Origin of the sequence: Micromonospora qiuiae, from assembly GCF_016863555.1 — a bacterium.
Lineage (GTDB): Bacteria > Actinomycetota > Actinomycetes > Mycobacteriales > Micromonosporaceae > Micromonospora > Micromonospora qiuiae.
Map to the genome: position 1 here is coordinate 12,742 of NZ_BOPC01000081.1, position 21,862 is coordinate 34,603.

Genomic DNA, 21,862 nt, shown 5'->3' on the forward strand with positions numbered 1-21,862 from the left:
GTATCACTAAATCGGTTTAGCGCGCGACCTCGGAAGTCACATCAGCTGCCGGAGGGCCCTCACCCGGCGGGCGCGGCGACGGAACGGTGCTGGCGGGCGCGGCGACGGAACGGCGCCGGCGCAGCGGCATGGGTACCAGCGACGGGCCCTCACCGCCGCCGTCGAGCAGGAGCTCCACGGCCTTGCGCCCCATCTCCTCATGGGGCAGCGCGGCGGTGGTGAGCCCGGGGCGCAGCCAGGAGGCGATCGGGTCGTCGTCGAAGGAGATCACCGAGATGTCGTCCGGGATGCTCAGGCCGACCTCGCCGAGCGCCTGGTACGCACCGAAGGCCAGCCGGTCGTTCATGCAGATGATCGCGCTGGGTGCCTCCGGCCGGCTCAGCAGCGTACGCGTCGCGGTGTAGCCGTGCTCCGGCAGCCACTCGGGGCAGAAGACCTCGGTCAGCAGCCGGACGCCGGCGGCGGCGAGGGTCTCCCGGATGCCGTGCAGCCGCGCCTCGGCCGCGAGGGAGATCTCGGGGTCGCGTTCCTTCTGCCGGTTGCGCCCGATCAGGGCGATGCGGTCCCGGTGGCCCTGGGCGAGCAGTGTCTCGGCGACCGTCGCACCGGCCCCCTGGTCGTCGGGGAGCACCCAGGGTAACTGCGTCGAGCTGGTGGCGTTGAGCAGCACCACCGCGCCACCGAGGATCGCCGGCGGCACCGCCAGCCGCCGGGTCGCCATGGCCGCGTAGATGACGCCGTCGACCTGGCGGTCGAGGATCGCCTCGATCGCGTACTGCTCGAACGCCGCGTCGCCCTGGGTCTCGGTGATGAGCAGGACGTGGTCGCGCTCACGAGCGGCATCCAGGGCGCCACGGATGAGGCCACCGGCGAACCGGGTGGTGGCGACGATGTCGGAGACGAACGCGATGGTGGCCGTCTTGCGGGTCCGCAGGCTGCGCGCGGCGATGTTGGGCCGGTAGCCGAGTTCCTCCGCCGCCGCGAACACGCGCTGGTGCGCCTCCGCGGACAGTCGGGTGCCCTCCCGCCCGTTGAGCACCATGGATGCGGCGGTCTTGGACAGCCCTGCCCGTCTGGCGACGTCGGCCAGGGTTGCTCGGTCGCGGCCCATGAATCCTCCGATCGCGGCGAGTCCGTTCGGTGCCGCAGTTGCTCCCCATCATGATGCGTCGTGCCGAGTGGTTGGTCACCGGTGGGAGCATCGGAGCCAGCGCGTCCGTTTCGTGAACTGACCGTGTCCGGACTGTGGCCAACTCGTCCTTGACAGTTGCCAGCATCGCGCGCATGCTCTGCTAAATCAGTTTAGCGACGGGGTTTCGCCCACTGGGAGCGTCGCCCGACCCGCCTGCGGACGAGTCAAGGAGCATAGAGGTGTCGGAGTTCTCGACCAGATTCACCCGCCGCCGGCTGGCACTGCTGGTGCCGTTGCTGGCGGCCGGCCTGACCATCAGCGCGTGTAGCGCGCCCGGCTCCGAGCAGCCTAAGTCGGAGGACTCCGACGCCAAGGTCAGCACGGAGCTGGGGACCGATCCGATCACCCTGGAAATGTACGCCGAGACCGGCTTCCCGTTGGCCAAGGCGCTCGCCGACGAGTTCACCAAGCAGCACCCGCACGTCAAGTTCAACATCCGCGAGGACCAGTTCACCGTCATCGTGGAGAACGCCCCGCGTGTGCTCGCCTCGGACAACGCGCCCGACATCATCCGGCTGCCCACCATGGTCGACCTGGTCAAGGACGGGCTGCTGAAGAACATGGACCCGTACTTCGACGCGTACGGCTGGGACAAGTTCCCCGCCTCCCAGCTGGTGCAGCTGCGGCTCACCGACGGCGGCGCGGAGCGCGGCAGCGGTTCGCTGTACGGCATGGGGCTGGGCTACAGCGTCACCGGCGTCTTCTACAACAAGAAGCAGGCCGAGCAGATCGGCATGACCCAGCCGCCGGCCACCATCGCCGAGTTCGAGGAGCTGCTGGCCAAGGCCAAGGCGGCCAACCTGCAGCCGATCATGCAGTTCAACAAGAACACCGCCGGCATCAACTTCCCGCACCAGGCGCTGCAGAACCAGTTCGGCGACCCGGCCCAGATCGCGGACTGGATCTTCCAGAAGAAGGGTGCCACCTTCGACACCCCGGCTGCGCTCAAGGCCACCCAGACCATCCAGAAGTGGGCACAGGCCGGCTACTTCCCGAAGGACGCCAACGCCATCGACTACACCGCGATGATGGGCGAGTTCATGAAGGGCAACGGCGTCTTCATGTTCAACGGCGACTGGGAGTCGGGGAACCTGGACAAGAACATGGCCGGCGAGGTCGGGTTCTTCCTCTTCCCGGGTGAGACCGCCGACGCGAAGAACGTGGCGATGTCCGCGCCGAACACCTTCGGCGTGGGCGCGCGGGCGAAGAACGCCGACGCCGCGGCGTACTTCCTCAACTGGGCGCACACCAACGAGAAGGCCCGGGAGATCTCGGTGACGATCGGCGGCTCGCACCCGGGTGGCCCGAGCGACCTGTCCCTGCCGGCGGTGACCGAGGGGACCGTGCTGGCCGAGACCCTCAAGGCGTCGCAGCAGCTCGGTGCCGACAACGGCGCGGTCGACTTCACCGCGAACGCGACCGGCGGCATCTTCGCCTCGGCCATCACCCCGGAGATGCAGAAGCTGATCGCCGGCCAGCAGACCCCTGAGGGTTATGTGAAGGCGGTCCAGGCCGAGTACGAGAAGGAACTTTCTCGATGACGCCTGCCTTCGGCAGCGCCCCCGCCGGGTCGGGCATCGCGTCCCGACCCGGCGGGGGCAACCCCGACCAGCCCGTGCGGCCCCACCGGAAGCGGCGGTGGGGCCGCACGGCCCGGTGGATCGGCTGGCTGTGGGTGCTGCCCGCGCTGATCATGTACGCGTTCTTCGTGCTGCGCCCGCTCGCGCTGACCGTGCAGTACTCGCTGTACCGCTGGAACGGCATCGGCCCCGCCCGCTGGGTCGGGTTCGAGAACTACCTGACCGTCTTCACCGACCGCGACCTGCTGAAGATCATCTCGAACGCGTTCGTACTGATCGTCTTCTTCAGCTTCATCCCGGTCGCGCTCGGCCTGCTGGTGGCCAGCCTGGTGCGGCGGATCACCACCGGACCGGGTGGCACCCTGGTCCGTACCGTGCTCTTCCTGCCCCAGGTGATCCCGCTGGTGGCGGCCGGCATCGCCTGGAGCTGGGTGCTGTCCAGCAGCGGCCTGGTCAACCAGGCGCTGCGGGCCGTCGGGCTGGACGCACTCACCCGCTCCTGGCTCGGTGAGTTCAACACCGCGCTGCCCGCGGTCGGAGTGATCGGCACCTGGGTCATGCTCGGCCTCTGCACGATCCTGCTGGTCACCGGCATGAGCAAGATCGACCCCTCGCTCTACGAGGCCGCCCGGATGGACGGTGCCGGCCCCATCCGCGAGTTCTTCGCCGTCACCCTGCCCAGCCTCCGCCAGGAGATCGGCGTCTGCCTCACCGTGACCATCATCGCGGCCCTGGCCAGCTTCGACATCGTCTACATCTCCACCAGCGGCGGCCCTGGCATCCAGACCACCGTGCCCGGCCTGGAGATCTACCGGCTCGCCTTCTCGCAGCGGCAGGTCGGGCTCGCCTCGGCCCTGGGCGTGGTGCTGATGCTGCTGGTCGTGCTCTGCGTCCTGCCGATCCAACGACTGACCCGAGGGGAGAAGGCGTGAACCTGAGCAGTCGCAGCGAGCGGCTGACCGGCCGGATCTTCCTGATCGCGCTGGTCGTCGTCACCCTGCTGCCGTTCCTGAGCATGCTCTCGGCGGCGCTGCAACCCCGCGGCACTGTGCCCACCGGCCTGGCCTGGCCCTCGGATCCGCAGTGGGGCAACTTCGTCGACGCCTTCACCGCCGCGAACATGGGCGCCCTGCTGAAGTCGAGCATGCTGATCGTGGCCGGGGTGGTGCCGATCGGCGTACTCATCGCCACCATGGCCGGCTTCGGGCTCGGCCACCTGCGGGTGCCCGGCGGACACATCGCCTTCGGGCTGCTGCTGCTCGGCCTGACCCTGCCCTTCGAGGCAGTGGTCACCCCGATGTACTACCAGATGCGGGACCTGGGCCTGCTCAACACCCGATGGGCGATCATCCTGCCGCTGATCGGCCTCTACATGCCGTTCGCGGTGTTCTGGATGCGGGCGCACTTCATCAACGTGCCGCCCGAGCTGTCCGAAGCCGCCCGGGTCGACGGCAGTAACACCTGGCAGCTGTTCTGGCGGGTGCACGTGCCGCTGGCCCGGCCGGCGATCGCCTCGCTGACCATCCTGCTGTTCCTCTGGACCTGGAACCAGTTCCTGCTCGCCATCGTCATGGTCGACGACGCCACCAAGCGGACGATGGCCGGTGCGCTGGGCGCGTTCCAGGGGCAGTGGGGGACGGATCTGGTGCTGCTCTGCGCTGGATCGCTGCTTATTCTGACCCCTACCCTGATCGTGTTCCTGATTTTCCAGCGACAGTTCATCAAGGCCCTGTTGCAGGGCTCCGTGAAGGGATAGCGAGTTGACCGACCCGCAGATCCACGGTGACGTCGACGAGGGCTTCGGCCCGGTCGCCGACGTGTTCCGCGACAACTTCGCCCACCGTGGGGAGGTGGGCGCCGCGGTCGCCGTGTACCTGCGCGGCCGTAAGGTCGTCGACCTGTACGGCGGGTTGGCCGACCCCCGCTCCGGCCGCCCCTGGACCGCCGAGACCCCGGCCGTCGTCTTCTCCGTCACCAAAGGGATCATGGCGATCTGCGCGTACCTGCTGGTGCAGCAGGGCCGGCTCGACCTCGACGCCCCGGTCACCCGCTACTGGCCCGAGTTCGGCCAGCACGGCAAGGCGGAGATCCCGGTCCGGTGGCTGCTCACCCACCAGTCCGGACTGCCCGCGCTGGACAAGCCGTTCACCCGCGAGGAAGTGCTCGCCTGGGACCCGGTGATCGCGGCGATCGAGGCGCAGACCCCGCTGTGGAAGCCGGGCACGGCGCACAGCTACCACCCGATCACCTACGGCTGGCTGATCGGTGAGGTGATCCGCCGGATCACCGGCGAGATGCCTGGCGCCTACTTCGCCCGAGCCCTCGGCGAGCCGCTCGGCCTGCGTACCTGGGTCGGTCTGCCGGCCGCCGAACGCGACGCGGTCGCCTGGATGCTGGCGCCGATCGGCGACCCCGGCCCGGACATCGACCCGGTCTCCGACCGTGCCATCACCATGGGCGGCGCCTTCGCCTTCCCCGCCGACGAGAACGGCCTGGTCAGCTTCAACGACCCGGCGATCCAGGCGGCCCAGATTCCGGGCGCGGGCGCCGTCAGCACCGCCGAAGGGCTGGCCCGTCTCTACGCCGCCTGTGTCTCCGAGATCGACGCACCACGGCTGCTCAGCACCGCGTCCGTCGACGACGCGATCACCGTCCGCGCCGCCGGCCAGCAGGTGTACGGGCACCCCGACGCGGGACACCGCTGGGGCACCGGATTCCTCGTACACTCGGCGCCGCGTCCGATGCTCGGCGAGCGCAGCTTCGGTCACGACGGCGCGGGCGGGCACCTGGCCTTCGGCGACGACACCCACCAGGTCGGCTTCGGCTACGTCGTCAACCAGATGGGCGGCATCGACGACGTGCGGGCCAACCTGCTCAGCGACGCGGTGCGCGACTGCCTGGCGTGACCCGTCACGCGGGTCCGGTGCCGGCGTGTCGCCGGAGCCCGTGGCGGTATTCTCGCCGTATACTCCTGGGTCGTGGATACCACCATCAAGGTAGACAGCCGGGTGCGTGACCGGCTTGCCCAGCTCGCTCGCGAGCGGGGTAGCACGATCCGGGACCTGGTTTCCGAGTTGGCCAACGGCACACCGACGGCGGAGGAGATGGCGGCCCGCGCCGAGGCCGCCACCAGGTACGTGCGGGAACGCCTCAATCCACACCTGTCCGACACCGATCTCGACGCCGCTGAGCGGTTCTGGACGGAGATTGAGGCCGGTCGTATTCCAGAGGTCGACGACGTGTACGACCGAGACGAGAAGCGGGCGGCGTGAGTCGAGCACCGGCTGGATTGGTGCTCGACCACACCGCGTTGCTTCTGTTGGGCCCGGGACACCGCTTCCTGTCCGGACTGGTGGCCGCGCCAGCCCACAGCCAACCTCACCGGCATCTGTACGTGCCCGCCTTGTGCCTGGCCGATGCCGTTGCGGAACGTCCCGAAGTCGGTGAGCACGTGCTGTCGCTGCCCGCGATCGAGATCGTCGAGGTGGGCTTCGCTTCTGCCCTGACGATCGGCCGGCTCGTCGCCGACGGACTGCCGTGGCAGCATGCGCACGCAGTGGCGACCTGCCGTCCCGATGCCGAATGGCCAGTCGGGCGGCCCCTTGTCACCGCCGAGCCGAAGCGGTACGAGACGTACGGCATAGCTATGGTCCCGCTCGGTTAGGGTCAGCGGCGGCCTGGGCGGACCCCTTCACGCAGGAGGTCTTCTGGACCGACGCGCGAACGCACGCGGAACTGTTGGCGCTCGTCGCAGCCCAGCGGGCAGGTAGCGCCGTGCTGCCACGGTCGTGATCTCGCGAAAGCGGCGAGTGTGCCAGAGGTGAAATCGGGTAATCGGCCCCGCTTCGACCGCAGGAGGTCCGGAGGAGGCCATGCCCGCAAGGTGGACGCGACGACGACGCCGCGAGATGGTTCGCGATGGTGTCCTCGTCGCCTTCGGCATGGGAGTCGGAGCGGTCTGCTTCGCCGAGGCAGCCGATGTCACCGACCGTAAGCTTCCGCTGCGTGGTGGGGCCGCCGCCGCTGTCATAGCCGATCGGCCCGACCTGTTCGGCGTCGGACGGGTCCAGGTGACCTGGTCCGTCCCCACCACCGAGAAACTCGTCGCTCTCACCTTCGACGACGGTCCCCACCCCCGCTGGACCCCGATGGTGCTCGACATCCTGGACCGACACCGCGTGCCGGCCACCTTCTTCATGGTCGGCGAACAGGCACAGCGCCACGCCGACATCATCCGCCACCGTCGGATGAGCCAGCACGACGTCGGCAACCACACGTGGACCCACCGTGACCTCGCCCGTACCGACCCGGACGAGGCGTACGACGAACTCTTCCGCACCCACACCACGCTCACCGACGTCACCGGCCGCGAGCCCCGCTTTCTCCGGCCCCCGTACGGCCATCTCAGCGGCGGCGCGCTCGCCGCCGCGGCCCGCATGCGCTACGACATCGTTCTCTGGTCACAGCAGATGCGCGAACGTCAATTCCGAGGTGATCCGGCCGGCCAGGCCCGCCACATCGTCGACCGGGCGCAACCGGGCACCATCCTTCTCGCCCACGACGTCGGATCCGACGACCGTCTCGTCGCGCTCGACGGCCTACCAGACATGATCACGGGACTGCGTGCCAGAGGCTTCCGGTTCGTCACCGTGTCGGAGCTGCTGAAGCCCGAGCAATGACGTGGGCGAGCGTGCGTGGTCAGTCGAGGCAGAACTCGTTGCCCTCCGGGTCGGTCATCACGATGAAGCCGTTTTCGAACGGCGGCGCGGGCTCGACACGGCGTACGCGCGTGGCGCCCAACGCGACGAGCCGGTCACACTCGACCTCCAGCGCCGCCATCCGCTCTTCTCCCGCCAGCCCGGGAGCCGCCCGCACGTCGAGGTGTACGCGGTTCTTGGCGACCTTGTCCTCCGGCACCTGCTGGAAGAACAGCCGCGGGCCGTGCCCCTCCGGATCCTCGATGGCCGACTTCGTGTTGCGTTGCTCGGGTGGCACGCCGAGCCGGGCGAGGAAGTCGTCCCACGCGGCCAGCGGGTCGGCGCCGTCGGGCAGGTCGACTCCGGGCGGGCCGGGATGCACGTAGCCCAGCGTGTCCCGCCAGAAGGACGACAGCGCCTTCGGGTCGTGGGCGTCGAAGGTGACCTGGATGTGGCGGCTCATCGGGTTGCTCCCATCGGGTAATCGGTTTCGGTGACGGTCTCGGCGATGCGAGCCAGCCAGTGCAGAACGTTGGCTCGGGATTCCGGGCTCGCTCTGGGGTCGAGGATGCTGCCCAGAAACTCGGCGACGTCGTCAAGGTGCCGTCGGCTGCGGTAGTAGTTCAGCACGGTCGGGTCCGGTTCCGCCCGACCGGCATGAACATGAGAACGGCGACGTCCACGGCCCAGGCGGCGGACACCGCAGCCACCAGCGACCGCTCGTCGACGTCAGGCCTGTCGAGCACGTCTTGCGGCCCTGCGTTCCACGTCGGTCCGACGCACTCGCGAAACCATGACCCCAGCCTCTCATCGGGATCAACCCAATTACGGTACGAGGGCGGCCTTCGTGAGCGTGACGGTCTGCGCCGGCGTCGGTTCTCGCTACGCGACCACGGCGGGGGAGTGGTCAGCCTGTCTCGGGCGCAACAAGCTAGAAATATTAGCGCCATCGATGTTAACGTTCGCATGTGGTCGTCCACTAAGCGGCGCATCGGCTTGGCCGATACCTTGATGTGATCGCCAACATTGGCTGGGCTCGCGGCTCGGGCTCGGGGTTCCCTGGGTCGCCCGTCTGGTAACGGCGTCAATCATCTGACGTATCGAGGCGGTCGCGCTGCCTGCGGCGGCCCGATTTCGGATTTTGCGTGAGGACTTTCGACGCGGAGGCGTTGACGTTGCACGACCGCAACCCCTAACGTCTGATGTCTAACGCATGTGAGCTTCCATCACCCCCGCCGCCGCGTTTTGGAGGGATCGCCATGTCCCGTCCGCAGCTCACCCGTCGTACGCTGTTGACCGCCCTGGGTGCCGGTGGGGCCGCAGCCGCGGTCGGAGTCGGTGCCGGTGGCATCATCCGCCCGCTGCCCGCCCAGGCCGCCATCCCCGGCCCGTCCAGCTACTCGGAGAGCTGGGCCTCGGTGGGTCAGCACCCGGCCGCGGCCGAGTGGTTCCAGGACGCCAAGTTCGGCATCTACTTCCACTGGGGAGTGTTCTGCGTGCCGGCGTACGCCAACGAGTGGTACCCGCGCAACATGTACAACACCGGGTCGAGCGAGAACAACCACCACCGCAACACGTACGGCGACCCGTCAGTCTGGCCGTACCACAACTTCATCAACGGGGCGAACGACCGCTCGGGGCGGTTCGTGCAGTTCGCCCCGCGGCTGCGCTCGGCCGGCGGCAACTTCGACCCGAACGAGTGGGCACAGCTCTTCGTCGACGCGGGCGCGCGGTTCGCCGGGCCGGTGGCCGAGCACCACGACGGCTTCTCCATGTGGAACAGCCAGGTCAACGAGTGGAACTCGGTGGCCAGAGGCCCCCGGCTCGACCTGCTCCGGCTGCACACCGACGCGATCCGGTCGCGTGGTCTCAAGGTCATGGTCGCCATGCACCACGCCTTCAACTTCACCGGCTTCTACGGATGGGTGCCGCAGCAGTCCGACCCGAGCCTGCGCAGGCTCTACGGGCAACTGGGCACCGCCGCGCAGGAGCAGCTCTGGTTCGACAAGCTGCGGGAGGTCATCGACCAGGCCCAGCCGGACATCATCTGGCAGGACTTCGACCTGCCCCGGATCAGCGAGGCGCAGCGGCTGCGCTTCCTGGCGTACTACTACAACCGCGCCGTCGCCTGGGACAGAGAGGTCGTCGCGACCTACAAGGACGGTCTGGAGCGCGGCGGCGCGGTCTACGACTACGAGCGCGGCGGCCCCGCCGAACTGCGCGAGCCCTACTGGCTCACCGACGACAGCATCAGCAGTTCCAGCTGGTGCTACACCGTCGGGATCGGCTACTACTCGCTGAACCAGATGCTGCACTCGCTGATCGACCGGGTGAGCAAGAACGGCAACATGGTGCTCAACATCGCGCCGATGGCCGACGGCAGCATCCCGTCCGGGCAGCAGACGATTCTCCGCGGCATCGGCGACTACCTGCGGCGCTTCGGCGAGTCCATCTACGCCACCAGGGCCTGGAGCGTCCACGGTGAGGGGCCGACCAGGATGGGCGGCGGCTCGTTCGTGGCGCCGGCCGTCGGCACCGCGCGCGACATCCGGTTCACCCGCAGCAAGGACAACCGCGTGCTGTACGCGACGATCCTCGGTTGGCCGGGCAGCTCGGTCACCATCACCACGCTCGCGTCGAACCGGGTCGACCTCAGCTCCCTGGCCGGTGTGCAACTGCTCGACTCGACCGCCGGCAGCTACGTCAACCTGCCGAACCGCACCCAGGACGCCACCGGGCTGCGGATCACCATGCCGTCGGCCGGCGCGCCGTTCAGCGCGTCCGCGTACGTGGTGAAGCTGACCTTCAACGGGCCGATCCCGGCCCTCGGCGGCGGGCCCACCGTCTCGCCCCCGGCCAGCGTCTACGCCCACGTCGGTTACGACAGCGGCGTCAGCCTGTCGGTCGGCAGCTACACCGCGGCGCAGTTGCAGGCCGCTGGCATCGGGCTGCGGACCATCTCGTCGGTCCGGGTCACCGCCGGCCACCAGATCATCGGCTACGCGAACGACAACTTCTCCGGCACCAGTTGGACGTTCACCGCCGACAACAGCGACCTGCGTAACACCGGCAACAACGACGCCATCGCCTCGCTGCGGGTCACCTTCAACCCGGCCACGTACCAGCGGATCACGAACGTGACCAACGGACTGGTGCTGGACAGCGGCGGAAACGTCGCCTCCGGGTCGCAACTGAAGCAGTGGAGCTGGGACGGCAGTACCAACCTGCAGTGGCAGCTCGTCGATCTGGGCACCGGCTACCACCGGATCGTCAACCGGACCAACGGCATGGTCGTCGACGGCTTCGGCCAGACCAGCAACGGCGCGGCGGCCCAGCAGGCACCGTGGAACGGCAGCAACAACCAACAGTGGCAGATCACCGACCAGGGCAACCGGCGGTACCGGATCGCCAACCGGGCCACCGGCCTGGTGCTCGACGGCGGCGGTCAGGTCGCCTCCGGCTCGATGGTCAAGCAGTGGAACTGGGACGGAAGCACGAATCTGCTGTGGACCATCGCCGTCGTCTGAACGCATCGCACCTGTGTGTCCGGCACCTGCCGCCGCGATCCCTACGGATCGCGGCGGCGCGCGTCGGACGACTTCCCAGATATGGAGGAACGACGATGAATCGTAGGGCTCTGCTGAGCGTGGGGCTGACGGTGATGCTCGGCGCGTCACTCACCTTCGCGGCCGGTTGCGGCGACGGCACGACCAACGGGACCGGAACGGGCGGCTCCGAGCTGCTCGTCGGCGTCGACTACCCCCGCTCCGACACCGACTTCTGGAACTCCTACATCAAGTACGTCCCGCAGTTCGGCGACGAACTCGGTGTCGAACTCAAGACCACGAACTCGCAGAACGACATCGCCAACCTCATCTCCAACACGCAGACGTTCATCAGTCAGGGCGTCAAGGGCGTGGTGATGGCGCCGCAGGACACTGCCGCCATCGCGCCGACCCTGGCCCAGTTGGACAGCAAGAAAATCCCGGTGGTCACCATCGACACCCGGCCGGACACCGGCAACGTGTTCATGGTGGTACGCGCCGACAACCGCGCCTACGGCACGAAGGCGTGCCAGTTCCTCGGCACCAAGCTCGGTGGCAAGGGCAAGGTGGTCATGCTCCAGGGCGGCCTGGACTCGATCAACGGTCGGGACCGCACCGAGGCGTTCAACGAGTGCATGCAGAAGGAGTTCCCCGGCATCACCGTCTTCGGCGAGGCCACCGACTGGAAGGCGGACGTCGCGGCGTCGAAGCTGCAGACCCGGTTCGCCTCCGACCCGGACATCAAGGGCATCTACATGCAGTCGTCGTTCGCCCTGTCGGGGACCCTGCAGATCCTGAAGCAGCGGGGCCTCCAGGTGCCGCCGAGCGACCCCAAGCACGTCTTCGTGGTCTCCAACGACGGGATCCCCGAGGAGCTGAAGCTCATCGGTGAGGGGATGATCGACGCCACCGTCAGCCAGCCGGCCGACCTGTACGCCAAGCACGGACTGGAGTACGTCAAGGCGGCGATCGAGGGCAAGACGTTCCAGCCCGGCCCGACCGAGCACGGCAGCACCATCATCCAGGTGCGTGACGGCCTGCTGGAGGACCAGTTGCCGGCACCGCTGGTGACGCTGGACGGCGCGCCGATCGCGGGCGAGCCCACCCTGAAGTTCGACGACGCTTCCCTGTGGGGCAACGCGGCATGAGCGCCGCTTCGCAGGGCTCGACCGACGGGCTGGCCGACGTCGACCAGCCCGTCGTCGAGGCCGTGAACATCACCAAGCGGTTCGGGTCGACGCTGGCGCTGTCCGAGGCGGGCATCGTGGTCCGCCGCGGTGAGACGCACGCGCTGGTGGGACGCAACGGCGCCGGCAAGTCGACCCTGGTCAGCATCCTCACCGGGTTGCAGGGCGCCGATGCCGGCACGGTGACCTTCGACGGGCATCCGGCACCGCCGTTGGCCGACCGCGACGCCTGGCGCAAGCGGGTGGCCTGCGTCTACCAGAAGTCGACGATCATCGGCACCCTCACCGTGGCGGAGAACCTGTTCCTCAACCGGCATGCCCGTGGCCCGGCCGGGCTGATCCGCTGGCCGAGGCTGCGCCGCGAGGCGGAGCAGCTGCTGGCGGAGTGGTCGGTCGACGTCGACGTACGCCAGCCCGCCTCGACGCTGACGGTCGAGCAGCGGCAGTTCGTGGAGATCGCCCGAGCGCTCTCCTTCGGCGCCCGGTTCATCATCCTCGACGAGCCGACCGCCCAGCTCGACGGTGCCGGCATCAACCGCCTGTTCAACCGGATCCGGGATCTGCGGGCCCAGGGGGTGACGTTCCTGTTCATCAGCCACCACCTACAGGAGATCTACGAGATCTGCGACCAGGTGACGGTTTTCCGCGACGCCCGGCACATCGTCACCGCCCCGGTGGCGCAGCTGAGCCGCCCGGCGTTGGTGGCCGCGATGACCGGCGAGGACGTGATCATGCCCGAGGCCGACCGTCGCTCGTTGCCCGCCGACGCGCCGGTGCTGCTCTCCGTGCGCGACCTGGTCACCCCGTCAGGTGCCGAGCTGACGCTGCAGGCCAGGGCGGGCGAGGTGGTCGGCATCGCGGGCGGCGGGGGCAGCGGCAAGGTCGAGGCGGCCGAGGCGATCGTCGGCCTGACCCGACCGGCGGGCGGGACGGTCACCGTCGACGGCCGCGTGCTGCGTCCCGGTAGCGTGCCCGACGCCCTCGACGCCGGAGTGGGGCTGGTGCCGCAGGACCGGCACCGGGAGGGGCTGGTGCCGCTGCTGTCCATCGCCGAGAACGTCACGATGACCGTGCCGGGCCGCATCGGGCGGCGTGGCCTCATCTCGCCCGCCCGACGCGACGCCCTGGCCCGGGACACCATCGCCGACCTGACGATCAAGGCCGCCGGGCCGCACGTGCCGGTCTCCGACCTGTCCGGCGGAAACCAGCAGAAGGTGGTGATGGGCCGGGCGTTGGCCAGCAATCCGAAGCTGCTGGTCCTCATCACCCCGACCGCCGGCGTCGATGTGCGGTCCAAGCAGACCCTCCTCGGCGTGGTCGAGGAGGTACGCCGTCGCGGCACCACCGTGCTGGTCGTCTCCGACGAACTGGACGACCTGCGGATCTGTGACCGCGTACTGGTGATGTTCCAGGGGCGGGTCGTCCGCGAGATGGCCCACGGCTGGAGCGACAACGATCTGGTAGCCGCCATGGAAGGGGTGGATCTCCACCATGTCTGAGACGCTGTCCGCCACTGCGCGACCATCGGCGGCACCGCCACCGACACCACCGGGGGCGTCGTCGCGGAGCCTGGCCATCGCCCGGCTGCGTGACCTGGCGCTGGTGCCGGCGATCATCGCGGTCGCGATCGTCGGGTCGATCGTCAACCCGGTCTTCCTCAGCGCCGACAACATCATCAACGTGCTGCAGAGCATGTCGGAGATCGCCATCGTGGTTCTCGCCCAGACCATCGTGCTGATCACCGGCAAGATGGACCTGTCGCTGGAGTCCACTTTCGGTCTCGCGCCCGGCATCGCGGCCTGGTTGATCGTCGACCCCGCGCTGACCCGAGGGCTCGGTCTCGACCTGCTGCCGGACGCGTGGGCGGTGCCGATCGTGCTGCTCGTCGGCGCCCTCGTCGGCGCGTTCAACGGGCTGCTCATCGTCCGCTTCGGGCTCAACGGTTTCATCGTCACGCTGGGCATGCTCATCGTGCTGCGTGGGCTGCTCACCGGCATCTCCGGCGGCCAGACCTTCTTCGCGCTGCCGGAGTCGATGACCTACCTCGGCTCCGCCACCTGGTTCGGCGTGCCCGCCTCGATCTGGCTGTCGCTGCTGCTGTTCGCCGTCGGAGTCGTGGTGCTCGGCTACACCCGCGCCGGCCGGGCGCTGTACGCGATCGGCGGCAACGCCGACGCGGCTCGGGCGGCGGGAATCCGTACCGGCCGAGTGCTGTGGATCGCCCTGATCGTGGCCGGAATGCTCGCGGCGCTCGCCGGGCTGCTGATGAGCGGCCGGCTTGCGGCGGTGCCGGCGGCCCAGGGCAACGGCGCCATCTTCCAGGTCTTCGCGGCGGCGGTGATCGGCGGCGTCAGCCTCAACGGCGGCAAGGGCAGCGTCTTCGGCGCCTTCACCGGCGTGCTGCTGCTCTTCATGATCATCAACGTGTTGACCCTGGCCGGAGTGCCCGCGCAGTGGACGAACTTCCTCAACGGCACCGTCATCCTGGTGGCCCTGGTGGTCTCCCGCATCACCGGAGGCAAGGCACAGACATAGGCGGCCCCGGCCCGCCGGCCGGGTCATCGCGAGGCAGACAAACCAGGCCCACCTGTTCAACCCCTCAGGAGTTTTGGTGAGTGAGCGCATCTCGTCCGTAGAAACCATCGACGTACGCTTCCCCACGTCCCGGCATCGCGACGGATCGGACGCGATGAACCCGTTCCCCGACTACTCCGCCGCGTACGTCATCCTGCGCACCTCCGCCGGTGCCGAGGGCCACGGACTCGTCTTCACCGTGGGCCGTGGCACCGACCTGCAGGTCGCGGCCGTGCAGGCGCTCGCCCCGATGGTGGTCGGTCAGCGGGTCGACGAGCTGGTCGCCGACCCGGGGACGCTGGCCCGCCGGCTCGTCGGTGACAGCCAGATCCGCTGGCTGGGGCCGGAGAAGGGGGTCGTGCACATGGCCGCCGGTGGTCTCGTCAACGCGGTCTGGGATCTCGCCGCACGGCGGGCCGGCAAGCCGCTGTGGAAGCTGCTCGCCGACCTCACCCCGGAGCAGTTGGTCGCCCAGGTCGACTTCCGCTACCTGCGCGACGCGCTCACCGAGGACGAGGCGCTGGCGCTGCTGCGAGCCGCCGAAGGCGGGCGGGCGGAGCGCGAGCGGCGGCTGCGGGCCGAGGGCTATCCGGCGTACACCACGACCCCGGGCTGGCTGGGCTACGACGACGAGAAGCTGGCGCGGCTCTGCACGGAGGCGGTCGAGGCGGGATACGAGCTGATCAAGCTCAAGGTCGGCGGGAACCTGGCCGACGACGTACGCCGGATGGGCATTGCCCGGCAGGCGGTCGGGCCGGACGTCCGCATCGCGGTCGACGCGAACCAGATCTGGGGCGTGCCCGAGGCGATCCGCTGGATGCGTGAGCTGGCCCCGTTCGACCCGTACTGGATCGAGGAGCCGACCTCGCCGGACGACGTGCTCGGGCACGGCGCCGTGCGCAAGGCCCTCGCCCCGGTGAAGGTGGCCACCGGCGAGCACGTGCACAACCCGGTGATGTTCAAGCAGCTGCTCCAAGCCGACGCCGTCGACGTGGTGCAGATCGACGCCTGCCGGGTCGCCGGGGTCAACGAGAACCTGGCGATCCTGCTGCTGGCCGCGAAGTTCGGAGTGCCGGTCTGCCCGCACGCCGGCGGCGTGGGGCTGTGCGAGCTGGTGCAGCACCTGGCGATGTTCGACTTCGTCGCACTCACCGGCAGCATCGACGACCGGGCCATCGAGTACGTCGACCACTTGCACGAGCACTTCGCCGATCCGGTACGCATCAGCGGCGGACGGTATCTCGCGCCCAGCGCTCCCGGCATGAGCGCGGAGATCCTCCCCGCTTCCCTCGCCGAGTACCGTTTCCCGGACGGCCCGGCGTGGACGGACGCGCCGGCCATGGCGGGAGCGCCGACGGCATGATCATCGACGCGCACCACCATCTGTGGCGGCCCGAACGTGGCTACACCTGGCTGGCGGAACCCGGATTGGCCGCGATCCATCGGCCGTTCACCCCGGCGGATCTGATCGCCGAGCTCACCGCGACCGGTGTGCACGGCACGGTGCTGGTGGAGGGCGGCCGCTGCCATCCCGACGAGGCGGGCGAGTTTCTCGGCTACGCCGCCGACACCGCGCAGATCCTCGGGGTGGTGGCCTGGATCGACGTGGCGGCCGACGACGTGCCCGCCACCATCGCGCGTTACCGCCGGCTGCGCGGGGGCGAGTTGCTGGTCGGCCTGCGCTCACAGGTGCAGGGGGAGGCGGACCCGGACTACCTCGACCGGCCCGACGTGCGGCGGGGCCTCGCCGCCATCGCCGATGCCGGGCTCGTCTTCGACCTGGTGATCCGGGCCGACCAGCTACCGGCGGCGGCCCGGGCGGCGCGGGCGGTGCCGCAGCTCCGGTTCGTCCTCGACCATCTGGGCAAACCCCGCATCGACGAGGGCGAGGCGGGGCTGCGCCGGTGGCAGGGGCCCTTCGCCGCCCTGGCCGCGAACCCCAACGTCACCGGCAAGCTGTCCGGTCTCGTCACCGAGGCTGGGCCGGACTGGTCGCCGGACGATCTGCGTCCGTTCGTCGAGGCAGCGGTGCAGGAGTTCGGGCCGGATCGTCTGATGTTTGGCTCGGACTGGCCGGTCTGCCTGCTCAGATCGGACTATGCCGGAGTGCGTCGGGCGTTGGAGGCCGCCCTGCCGCCGCTGACGGCGTCGCAACGGCACGAGATCTTCGCCGGCACCGCGCTGCGCATCTACGAACTGGCCTGGCGGGGCACCCGCCCCGAGCTGGCCGGGCCGTCGACATGAGCCGCCGGCCGCTACCCGTCGGCCGTCTTGGCGGCGAGCACCGTACGCAGCCACGCCTCGGAGGTGTTGACATGGATCAGTGCGCTCGCCTGGGCGAGCAGTTGGTCGCGCGAGCGCAGGGCGAGGTAGATCGCGTGATGCTCGTCGATCGTCTTGTGTGCCGCGTTGCCCTCTATCAAGCCGCGCCACACCCGGGCCCGCAGCGTACGGCCGGACAGCCCGTCCAGCAGCGAGGTGAGAGTTTCGTTGCCGGTGGTGGAGATGACGGTGTGGTGGAAGGCGGTGTCGAACTGGATGAGCTTCTCGGCGTCGTCGGCCGCCGCCCGCATGTCCTCCAGGATCTGGCCGAGTTCGTCGAGGTCGGCGTCGGTCATCCGCAGCGCCGCCAGGCCGGTGGCCATCGGCTCCAGCAACCGGCGTACCTCCATCACCTCCAGGAGGGTGTCGTCGCGCAGCAGTTCGACCGCGACGCCGAGCCCTTGCAACAGCAGGCGGGGGGCGAGGCTGGTGACGTACGTGCCGTCGCCGCGCCGCACGTCGAGCACCCGGGCCGACTCGAGCACCTTGACCGCCTCCCGGACCCCGCTGCGCGACAGCCCCATCTGGGCGGCCAGTTGCGGCTCCGGTGGCAGCCGCGCGCCCGGGGGCAGCTCACCGCTCTGGATCATGCTGCGGATCTTCGCGATCGCGTCGTCGGTCAGTGCCATCCACGCCCCCTTCGGACCGGACCACCATGCGCCGTTGGCGCGGGCTCGCTGCCTGCGGCCGGTGCTGGCGGCCCTCACCACTATAGAGACATCGGACGTTTGCTGCGTTCGCCGGCGTGGTGGCAGCTGACCGACCCACCCGCCGGGCACCGGCCGGCCGCGACGCGCCGGATCTGGCACCTGATCGAGGAGGCAGCATGAACCGCAGCGCCCTGTACGTCGGCGAGCAGACCTTCGTCGTCGAGGAGACCGCACCGGTGCCGCCCGGCCCCGGCGAGGTACGTCTCGACGTCGCGTACACCGGCATCTGCGGCACCGACCTGCACATCGCGCACGGCGCGATGGATCAGCGGGTCCGCGTACCGGCGGTGATCGGCCACGAGATGTCGGGCCGCGTCGCGGAGGTCGGCGCGGGCGTCGACGGCCACCGGGTGGGTGAGCCGGTGACCGTGCTGCCGTTGGACTGGTGCGGCCAGTGCCCCGCCTGCCGTGCCGGCCACACCCACATCTGTCATCGGCTCACCTTCGTCGGCATCGACTCGCCCGGATCGATGCAGCGCTCCTGGACGGTGCCGGCGCGGCTGCTGGTGCCGCTGCCCGAGGACCTGTCCCTGGCACACGCGGCACTGGTCGAACCGACCGCGGTGGCCGTGCACGACGTACGGCGCTCCCGGCTCCGGGGCGGCGAGCACGCCGTGGTCATCGGCGCCGGCCCGGTCGGCCTGCTCATCGGCACGGTCGCCCGGCAGACCGGCGCCGCGGTGACGGTGCTCGAACTCGATGCGCGCCGCCGCGCACTCGCCGCCGACCTCGGGCTCGCCACGGTGGACCCGGCGGCGGTCGACGCGACCCGGTACGTCCAGGAGGCCACCGGGGGAGCGGGCGCCGACGTGGTTTTCGAGGTGTCCGGCTCGGCCGCCGGTGTCCGTGCCGCCACCGACCTGCTCGCCGTACGTGGGCGGCTCGTCGTGGTGGCCATCCACCCCACTCCGCGCGAGGTGGACCTGCACCGGATCTTCTGGCGCGAGCTGGAGGTGATCGGGGTACGGGTCTACGACCGCGAGGACTACGCCGAAGCGGTCCGGCTGGTGCACGGTGGGCAGGTGCCCGCCGATCGGCTCATCACCCGGATCGTGCCGTTGGACGAGGTGGCGCAGGCGTTCCAGGCCCTCGCCGCCGGTGGTGACGTCAAGGTACTCGTCGACTGTGGAGGAAACGCGTGAATCCGTTCGACCTGACCGGCCGGCTGGCCGTGGTGACCGGCTGCCGGCGCGGCATCGGGCTGGCGATGGCCGAGGCGCTCGCGGCGGCCGGTGCGGACGTGATCGGCGTGAGCGCCGCGCTGGAGGAGACGGGCAGCGATGCGGCCGAGCGGGTCACCGCGCACGGTCGCTCGTTCGTGCCGTACCGGGCGGATCTGTCCGACCGCGCCGCTGTCCGGGCGCTCGCCGGGTGGCTCGGCCAGCGGGAGCGGCCGATCGACATCCTGGTCAACAACGCCGGCACGATCCGCCGTGCCCCGGCCGCTGAGCATGCCGACCCCGATTGGGACCACGTGCTGGAGGTCGACCTGTCGGCCCCGTTCGTGCTCGCCCGCGAGGTCGGCCGCCACATGATCCGACGTGGTACCGGAAAGATTATTTTCACCGCGTCGATGCTGAGTTTCCAGGGCGGTGTGAACGTTCCCGGTTACGCCGCCGCCAAGTCCGGGATCGCGGGGCTGACCCGCGCGCTGGCCAACGAGTGGGCACAGCACGGGGTCAACGTCAACGCGATCGCGCCCGGTTACATCAGTACGGACAACACTCGGGCGCTGCGGGACCAGCCGGAGCGGAACCGGGCGATCCTGGAGCGGATCCCGGCGGGGCGCTGGGGCCGCCCCGACGACCTCGCCGGGGTTACCGTCTTTCTTGCCTCCGACGCGGCCGCCTACGTGCACGGCGCCGTCATCCCGGTCGACGGTGGATGGCTGGCCCGCTGAGCGTCGTCCGTTCGGACACTCATTCACATTCAGGCTTGTGATGTTATCGATAACACGTTATGTTGCGATATGGGCGTAAATGGGAGCGTAGTCCGGGCCGTCGACAGAGGAGGGAGGGCAGCCGTGCGGCTGTCTGGCTCGGCGTGGTCCACGTCCCCTGCGTCACCGACAGCCGGCGTCGAGCCGGCCGCCACCGGTGCGGCGTCGGGAGCCCTCACGCCCGAGCGGGCCGCGGCGTTGCTCGTTCGCCAGGCCGGGGAAGCGTTCGTGCGTCCGGATCCGGGTGCCGTGCAGCGGCTCGTGCGGCTCTGCGGGCACCTACCACCCGTGGTCGGGCTCGCCGCCGCCCTCCTGCGGGCCGACTCGACCCGAACGGTCACCACTGTGGCGGACGATCTCGACAGTGCTCGGGACCGCTTCCCCGGCCTGACCGGGGAAGCGCTCGCCGTGGCCGCTGCCTTCGACCTGTCCTACCGCGACCTGCCCGTCAGCAGGCGGCGGCTGCTCCGCTACCTCGGCCTGCACCCGGGCCCGGATTTCGACGTGCCCGCAGCCGCCGCCCTGGGCAACCTGACCCTGCTGCACGCCCGGCGAAGCCTGGCGGACCTGCGCGAACGGCACCTGCTCATCGAGAGTGGCGCCCGTTACCGGTTTCCCGACCTCATCGCCGAGCACGTACACCGACTCGCCGTCGCGGAACCCGCCGTGGTCCGTGACGCCGCCCTCGGTCGGCTCCACGACCGCGACCGGCGTGCGCGCGCTCGTCGCGGGAAGGGCGAGAGCGCCGCGAATCGGCACTGACGTCGGCGACCCGGCCGGCTACATCAGATGTATACCTGTTCCGGCGGGCCGGTAATTCGCGCCAAGGCCGGTCGGCCCGATGGACCCGAGCTTGCTGGCAGATGCCGGCAAGCCGTCGCATCGTGTCGGACCACCACCAGCTCAGCGGGGTTTGGCCGACGTGGCCGAGGCCGATTGAATCGATCATTGCCTATCCCGTCGCGCGGCGGTAGCATTCGCGCAACACATCAGATGTCTGGCTGTTCTGAGTCTGCTGGCGATCAGTGGGGCTTCGGGCTTCGGGTGGCCGGATCGGTCACCACTTGGAGGATCGATGTCAGACATGACCCGACGGCAGGCACTCAAGATCGGCGCGGCGGGTGCGGGTGGCACCCTGCTGCCGCTGCCCTGGACCGCCACGGCCCAGGCGAACTCGGCGGCACCACCGCAGGTGCTGGCCGCCGGCGACCTGGCACTGTGGTACAACCAGGCCGCCGGCACCGACTGGCTGCGGGCGTTGCCGATCGGCAACGGCCGGCTCGGCGCCATGGTGTTCGGGAACGTCGACGCCGAGCGGCTGCAGCTCAATGAGGACACTGTCTGGGCCGGGGGCCCGCACGACCCGAGCAACCCCCGGGGCCTGGGTGCGCTGCCGGAGATCCGGCGGCTGGTCTTCGCGAACCAGTGGACCCAGGCACAAAACCTGATCAACCAGAACATGCTTGGCAACCCGGTCGGCCAACTGGCGTACCAGACCGTCGGCAACCTCCGGCTGACCTTCCCGACATCTGGCGGGGCGTCGCAGTACGAGCGGCAGTTGGATCTCACCACCGCGACCACCTCCGTGACGTACGTGATGAACGGGGTGCGGTACCAACGGGAGGTGTTCGCCAGCGCGCCGGACCAGGTCATCGCGATGCGCCTGACCGCCGACCGGACCGGTTCGATCTCCTTCACCGCCACGTTCGACAGCCCGCAGCGGACCACCGTCTCCAGCCCGGACGGCACCACGATCGCCCTCGACGGCGTTTCCGGCAACCAGGAGGGCGTGACCGGCGCGGTCCGCTTCCTCGCGCTGGCCAACGCCACCGTCAGCGGCGGCACCGTGAGCAGCTCCGGCGGCACGCTGCGGGTCAGCGGCGCCAACAGCGTGACGCTGCTGGTCTCGATCGGCTCGAGCTACGTCAACTACCGCAACGTCGGTGGCGACTACCAGGGCATCGCGCGACGACACCTCACCGCGGCCCGGGCCAGCAGCTACGACCAGCTGCGCGCCCGGCACGTCGCCGACTACCAGGCCCTGTTCGGGCGGGTCAGCCTCGACCTGGGCCGTACCTCGGCCGCGGACCAACCGACCGACGTGCGGATCAACCGA

General features: G+C 69.7%; 21 protein-coding genes. 17 read left to right on the plus strand and 4 right to left on the minus strand.

Features of this window, described 5'->3' with window-relative positions:
• Nucleotides 1–16 precede the first annotated feature (16 nt).
• A complete protein-coding gene (locus Vqi01_RS24255) occupies nucleotides 17–1,111 on the minus strand; it encodes a LacI family DNA-binding transcriptional regulator (RefSeq protein WP_204037156.1) in 1,095 nt (364 codons plus the stop codon).
• 260 nt (nucleotides 1,112–1,371) lie between these two features.
• Between Vqi01_RS24255 and Vqi01_RS24260 the strand changes: the two genes are divergently transcribed.
• The 7 genes from Vqi01_RS24260 to Vqi01_RS24290 all read left to right on the plus strand — a co-directional run bounded on the left by Vqi01_RS24260 (nucleotide 1,372) and on the right by Vqi01_RS24290 (nucleotide 7,451).
• Nucleotides 1,372–2,733 (plus strand): ABC transporter substrate-binding protein, encoded by a 1,362-nt coding sequence (locus Vqi01_RS24260; RefSeq protein ID WP_204037157.1) that lies wholly within the window; start codon nucleotides 1,372–1,374, stop codon nucleotides 2,731–2,733.
• Complete coding sequence (locus Vqi01_RS24265; RefSeq protein WP_204037158.1) at nucleotides 2,730–3,704, plus strand: carbohydrate ABC transporter permease; 975 nt, start codon at nucleotides 2,730–2,732, stop codon at nucleotides 3,702–3,704. Before Vqi01_RS24260 ends, Vqi01_RS24265 begins: the two co-directional genes overlap by 4 nt.
• A complete protein-coding gene (locus Vqi01_RS24270) occupies nucleotides 3,701–4,528 on the plus strand; it encodes a carbohydrate ABC transporter permease (RefSeq protein WP_204037159.1) in 828 nt (275 codons plus the stop codon). Before Vqi01_RS24265 ends, Vqi01_RS24270 begins: the two co-directional genes overlap by 4 nt.
• A gap of 4 nt (nucleotides 4,529–4,532) precedes the next feature.
• Nucleotides 4,533–5,678 carry a serine hydrolase domain-containing protein gene (locus tag Vqi01_RS24275; protein WP_204037160.1) on the plus strand — a complete coding sequence of 382 codons (1,146 nt, stop codon included), beginning with the start codon at nucleotides 4,533–4,535 and terminating at the stop codon, nucleotides 5,676–5,678.
• Nucleotides 5,679–5,750: 72 nt separating this feature from the next.
• Entirely contained in the window at nucleotides 5,751–6,044 is a 294-nt protein-coding gene (locus tag Vqi01_RS24280; RefSeq protein WP_204037161.1) for a hypothetical protein, read from the plus strand.
• Nucleotides 6,045–6,064: 20 nt separating this feature from the next.
• Complete coding sequence (locus Vqi01_RS24285) at nucleotides 6,065–6,436, plus strand: PIN domain-containing protein (RefSeq protein ID WP_204037162.1); 372 nt, start codon at nucleotides 6,065–6,067, stop codon at nucleotides 6,434–6,436.
• 244 nt (nucleotides 6,437–6,680) lie between these two features.
• Entirely contained in the window at nucleotides 6,681–7,451 is a 771-nt protein-coding gene (locus Vqi01_RS24290; RefSeq protein WP_239098626.1) for a polysaccharide deacetylase family protein, read from the plus strand.
• Nucleotides 7,452–7,470: 19 nt separating this feature from the next.
• Here Vqi01_RS24290 and Vqi01_RS24295 read toward each other — a convergent pair whose 3' ends face one another.
• Together Vqi01_RS24295 and Vqi01_RS24300 are read right to left on the minus strand one after the other, a co-directional pair.
• Nucleotides 7,471–7,932 (minus strand): VOC family protein, encoded by a 462-nt coding sequence (locus Vqi01_RS24295; protein WP_204037164.1) that lies wholly within the window; start codon nucleotides 7,930–7,932, stop codon nucleotides 7,471–7,473.
• On the minus strand, nucleotides 7,929–8,099 hold the full coding sequence (locus Vqi01_RS24300) for a hypothetical protein (RefSeq protein ID WP_239098627.1): 171 nt from the start codon (nucleotides 8,097–8,099) through the stop codon (nucleotides 7,929–7,931). The genes Vqi01_RS24295 and Vqi01_RS24300 overlap by 4 nt, the downstream gene beginning before the upstream one ends.
• A 629-nt stretch (nucleotides 8,100–8,728) precedes the next feature.
• Between Vqi01_RS24300 and Vqi01_RS24305 the strand changes: the two genes are divergently transcribed.
• The 6 genes from Vqi01_RS24305 to Vqi01_RS24330 all read left to right on the plus strand — a co-directional run bounded on the left by Vqi01_RS24305 (nucleotide 8,729) and on the right by Vqi01_RS24330 (nucleotide 17,019).
• On the plus strand, nucleotides 8,729–10,996 hold the full coding sequence (locus tag Vqi01_RS24305; RefSeq protein ID WP_204037165.1) for an alpha-L-fucosidase: 2,268 nt from the start codon (nucleotides 8,729–8,731) through the stop codon (nucleotides 10,994–10,996).
• A gap of 95 nt (nucleotides 10,997–11,091) precedes the next feature.
• A complete protein-coding gene (locus Vqi01_RS24310; protein ID WP_204037166.1) occupies nucleotides 11,092–12,162 on the plus strand; it encodes a sugar ABC transporter substrate-binding protein in 1,071 nt (356 codons plus the stop codon).
• Nucleotides 12,159–13,700, plus strand: coding sequence for a sugar ABC transporter ATP-binding protein (locus Vqi01_RS24315; protein ID WP_204037167.1), 1,542 nt, complete (start codon nucleotides 12,159–12,161; stop codon nucleotides 13,698–13,700). The genes Vqi01_RS24310 and Vqi01_RS24315 overlap by 4 nt, the downstream gene beginning before the upstream one ends.
• Nucleotides 13,693–14,736, plus strand: a complete 1,044-nt coding sequence (locus Vqi01_RS24320) for an ABC transporter permease (protein WP_204037168.1) — start codon at nucleotides 13,693–13,695, stop codon at nucleotides 14,734–14,736. Before Vqi01_RS24315 ends, Vqi01_RS24320 begins: the two co-directional genes overlap by 8 nt.
• 73 nt (nucleotides 14,737–14,809) lie before the next feature.
• Nucleotides 14,810–16,138, plus strand: a complete 1,329-nt coding sequence (locus Vqi01_RS24325; protein ID WP_204037169.1) for an enolase C-terminal domain-like protein — start codon at nucleotides 14,810–14,812, stop codon at nucleotides 16,136–16,138.
• Entirely contained in the window at nucleotides 16,135–17,019 is an 885-nt protein-coding gene (locus Vqi01_RS24330) for an amidohydrolase family protein (protein ID WP_204037170.1), read from the plus strand. The genes Vqi01_RS24325 and Vqi01_RS24330 overlap by 4 nt, the downstream gene beginning before the upstream one ends.
• Nucleotides 17,020–17,030: 11 nt before the next feature.
• Here the strand turns inward: Vqi01_RS24330 and Vqi01_RS24335 are convergent, their stop codons facing one another.
• On the minus strand, nucleotides 17,031–17,726 hold the full coding sequence (locus Vqi01_RS24335) for a FadR/GntR family transcriptional regulator (protein WP_204037171.1): 696 nt from the start codon (nucleotides 17,724–17,726) through the stop codon (nucleotides 17,031–17,033).
• A gap of 197 nt (nucleotides 17,727–17,923) precedes the next feature.
• Between Vqi01_RS24335 and Vqi01_RS24340 the strand changes: the two genes are divergently transcribed.
• The 4 genes from Vqi01_RS24340 to Vqi01_RS24355 all read left to right on the plus strand — a co-directional run.
• Entirely contained in the window at nucleotides 17,924–18,949 is a 1,026-nt protein-coding gene (locus Vqi01_RS24340) for a zinc-dependent alcohol dehydrogenase (protein WP_204037172.1), read from the plus strand.
• Nucleotides 18,946–19,707, plus strand: a complete 762-nt coding sequence (locus tag Vqi01_RS24345) for an SDR family oxidoreductase (RefSeq protein ID WP_204037173.1) — start codon at nucleotides 18,946–18,948, stop codon at nucleotides 19,705–19,707. The genes Vqi01_RS24340 and Vqi01_RS24345 overlap by 4 nt, the downstream gene beginning before the upstream one ends.
• 123 nt (nucleotides 19,708–19,830) lie before the next feature.
• Nucleotides 19,831–20,508 carry a hypothetical protein gene (locus Vqi01_RS24350; protein ID WP_204037174.1) on the plus strand — a complete coding sequence of 226 codons (678 nt, stop codon included), beginning with the start codon at nucleotides 19,831–19,833 and terminating at the stop codon, nucleotides 20,506–20,508.
• Between the two features lie 313 nt (nucleotides 20,509–20,821).
• A partial coding sequence (locus tag Vqi01_RS24355; RefSeq protein WP_204037175.1) for a glycoside hydrolase family 95 protein occupies nucleotides 20,822–21,862 on the plus strand: 1,041 nt, incomplete at its 3' end.

Coding starts and splice junctions, on each gene's coding strand:
- Vqi01_RS24255 (WP_204037156.1), bottom strand. CDS start 1,111: ATGGGCCGCGACCGAGCAACCCTGGCCGACGTCGCCAGACGGGCAGGG.
- Vqi01_RS24265 (WP_204037158.1), top strand. CDS start 2,730: ATGACGCCTGCCTTCGGCAGCGCCCCCGCCGGGTCGGGCATCGCGTCC.
- Vqi01_RS24290 (WP_239098626.1), top strand. CDS start 6,681: ATGGTTCGCGATGGTGTCCTCGTCGCCTTCGGCATGGGAGTCGGAGCG.
- Vqi01_RS24295 (WP_204037164.1), bottom strand. CDS start 7,932: ATGAGCCGCCACATCCAGGTCACCTTCGACGCCCACGACCCGAAGGCG.
- Vqi01_RS24305 (WP_204037165.1), top strand. CDS start 8,729: ATGTCCCGTCCGCAGCTCACCCGTCGTACGCTGTTGACCGCCCTGGGT.
- Vqi01_RS24310 (WP_204037166.1), top strand. CDS start 11,092: ATGAATCGTAGGGCTCTGCTGAGCGTGGGGCTGACGGTGATGCTCGGC.
- Vqi01_RS24315 (WP_204037167.1), top strand. CDS start 12,159: ATGAGCGCCGCTTCGCAGGGCTCGACCGACGGGCTGGCCGACGTCGAC.
- Vqi01_RS24320 (WP_204037168.1), top strand. CDS start 13,693: ATGTCTGAGACGCTGTCCGCCACTGCGCGACCATCGGCGGCACCGCCA.
- Vqi01_RS24330 (WP_204037170.1), top strand. CDS start 16,135: ATGATCATCGACGCGCACCACCATCTGTGGCGGCCCGAACGTGGCTAC.
- Vqi01_RS24335 (WP_204037171.1), bottom strand. CDS start 17,726: ATGGCACTGACCGACGACGCGATCGCGAAGATCCGCAGCATGATCCAG.
- Vqi01_RS24340 (WP_204037172.1), top strand. CDS start 17,924: ATGAACCGCAGCGCCCTGTACGTCGGCGAGCAGACCTTCGTCGTCGAG.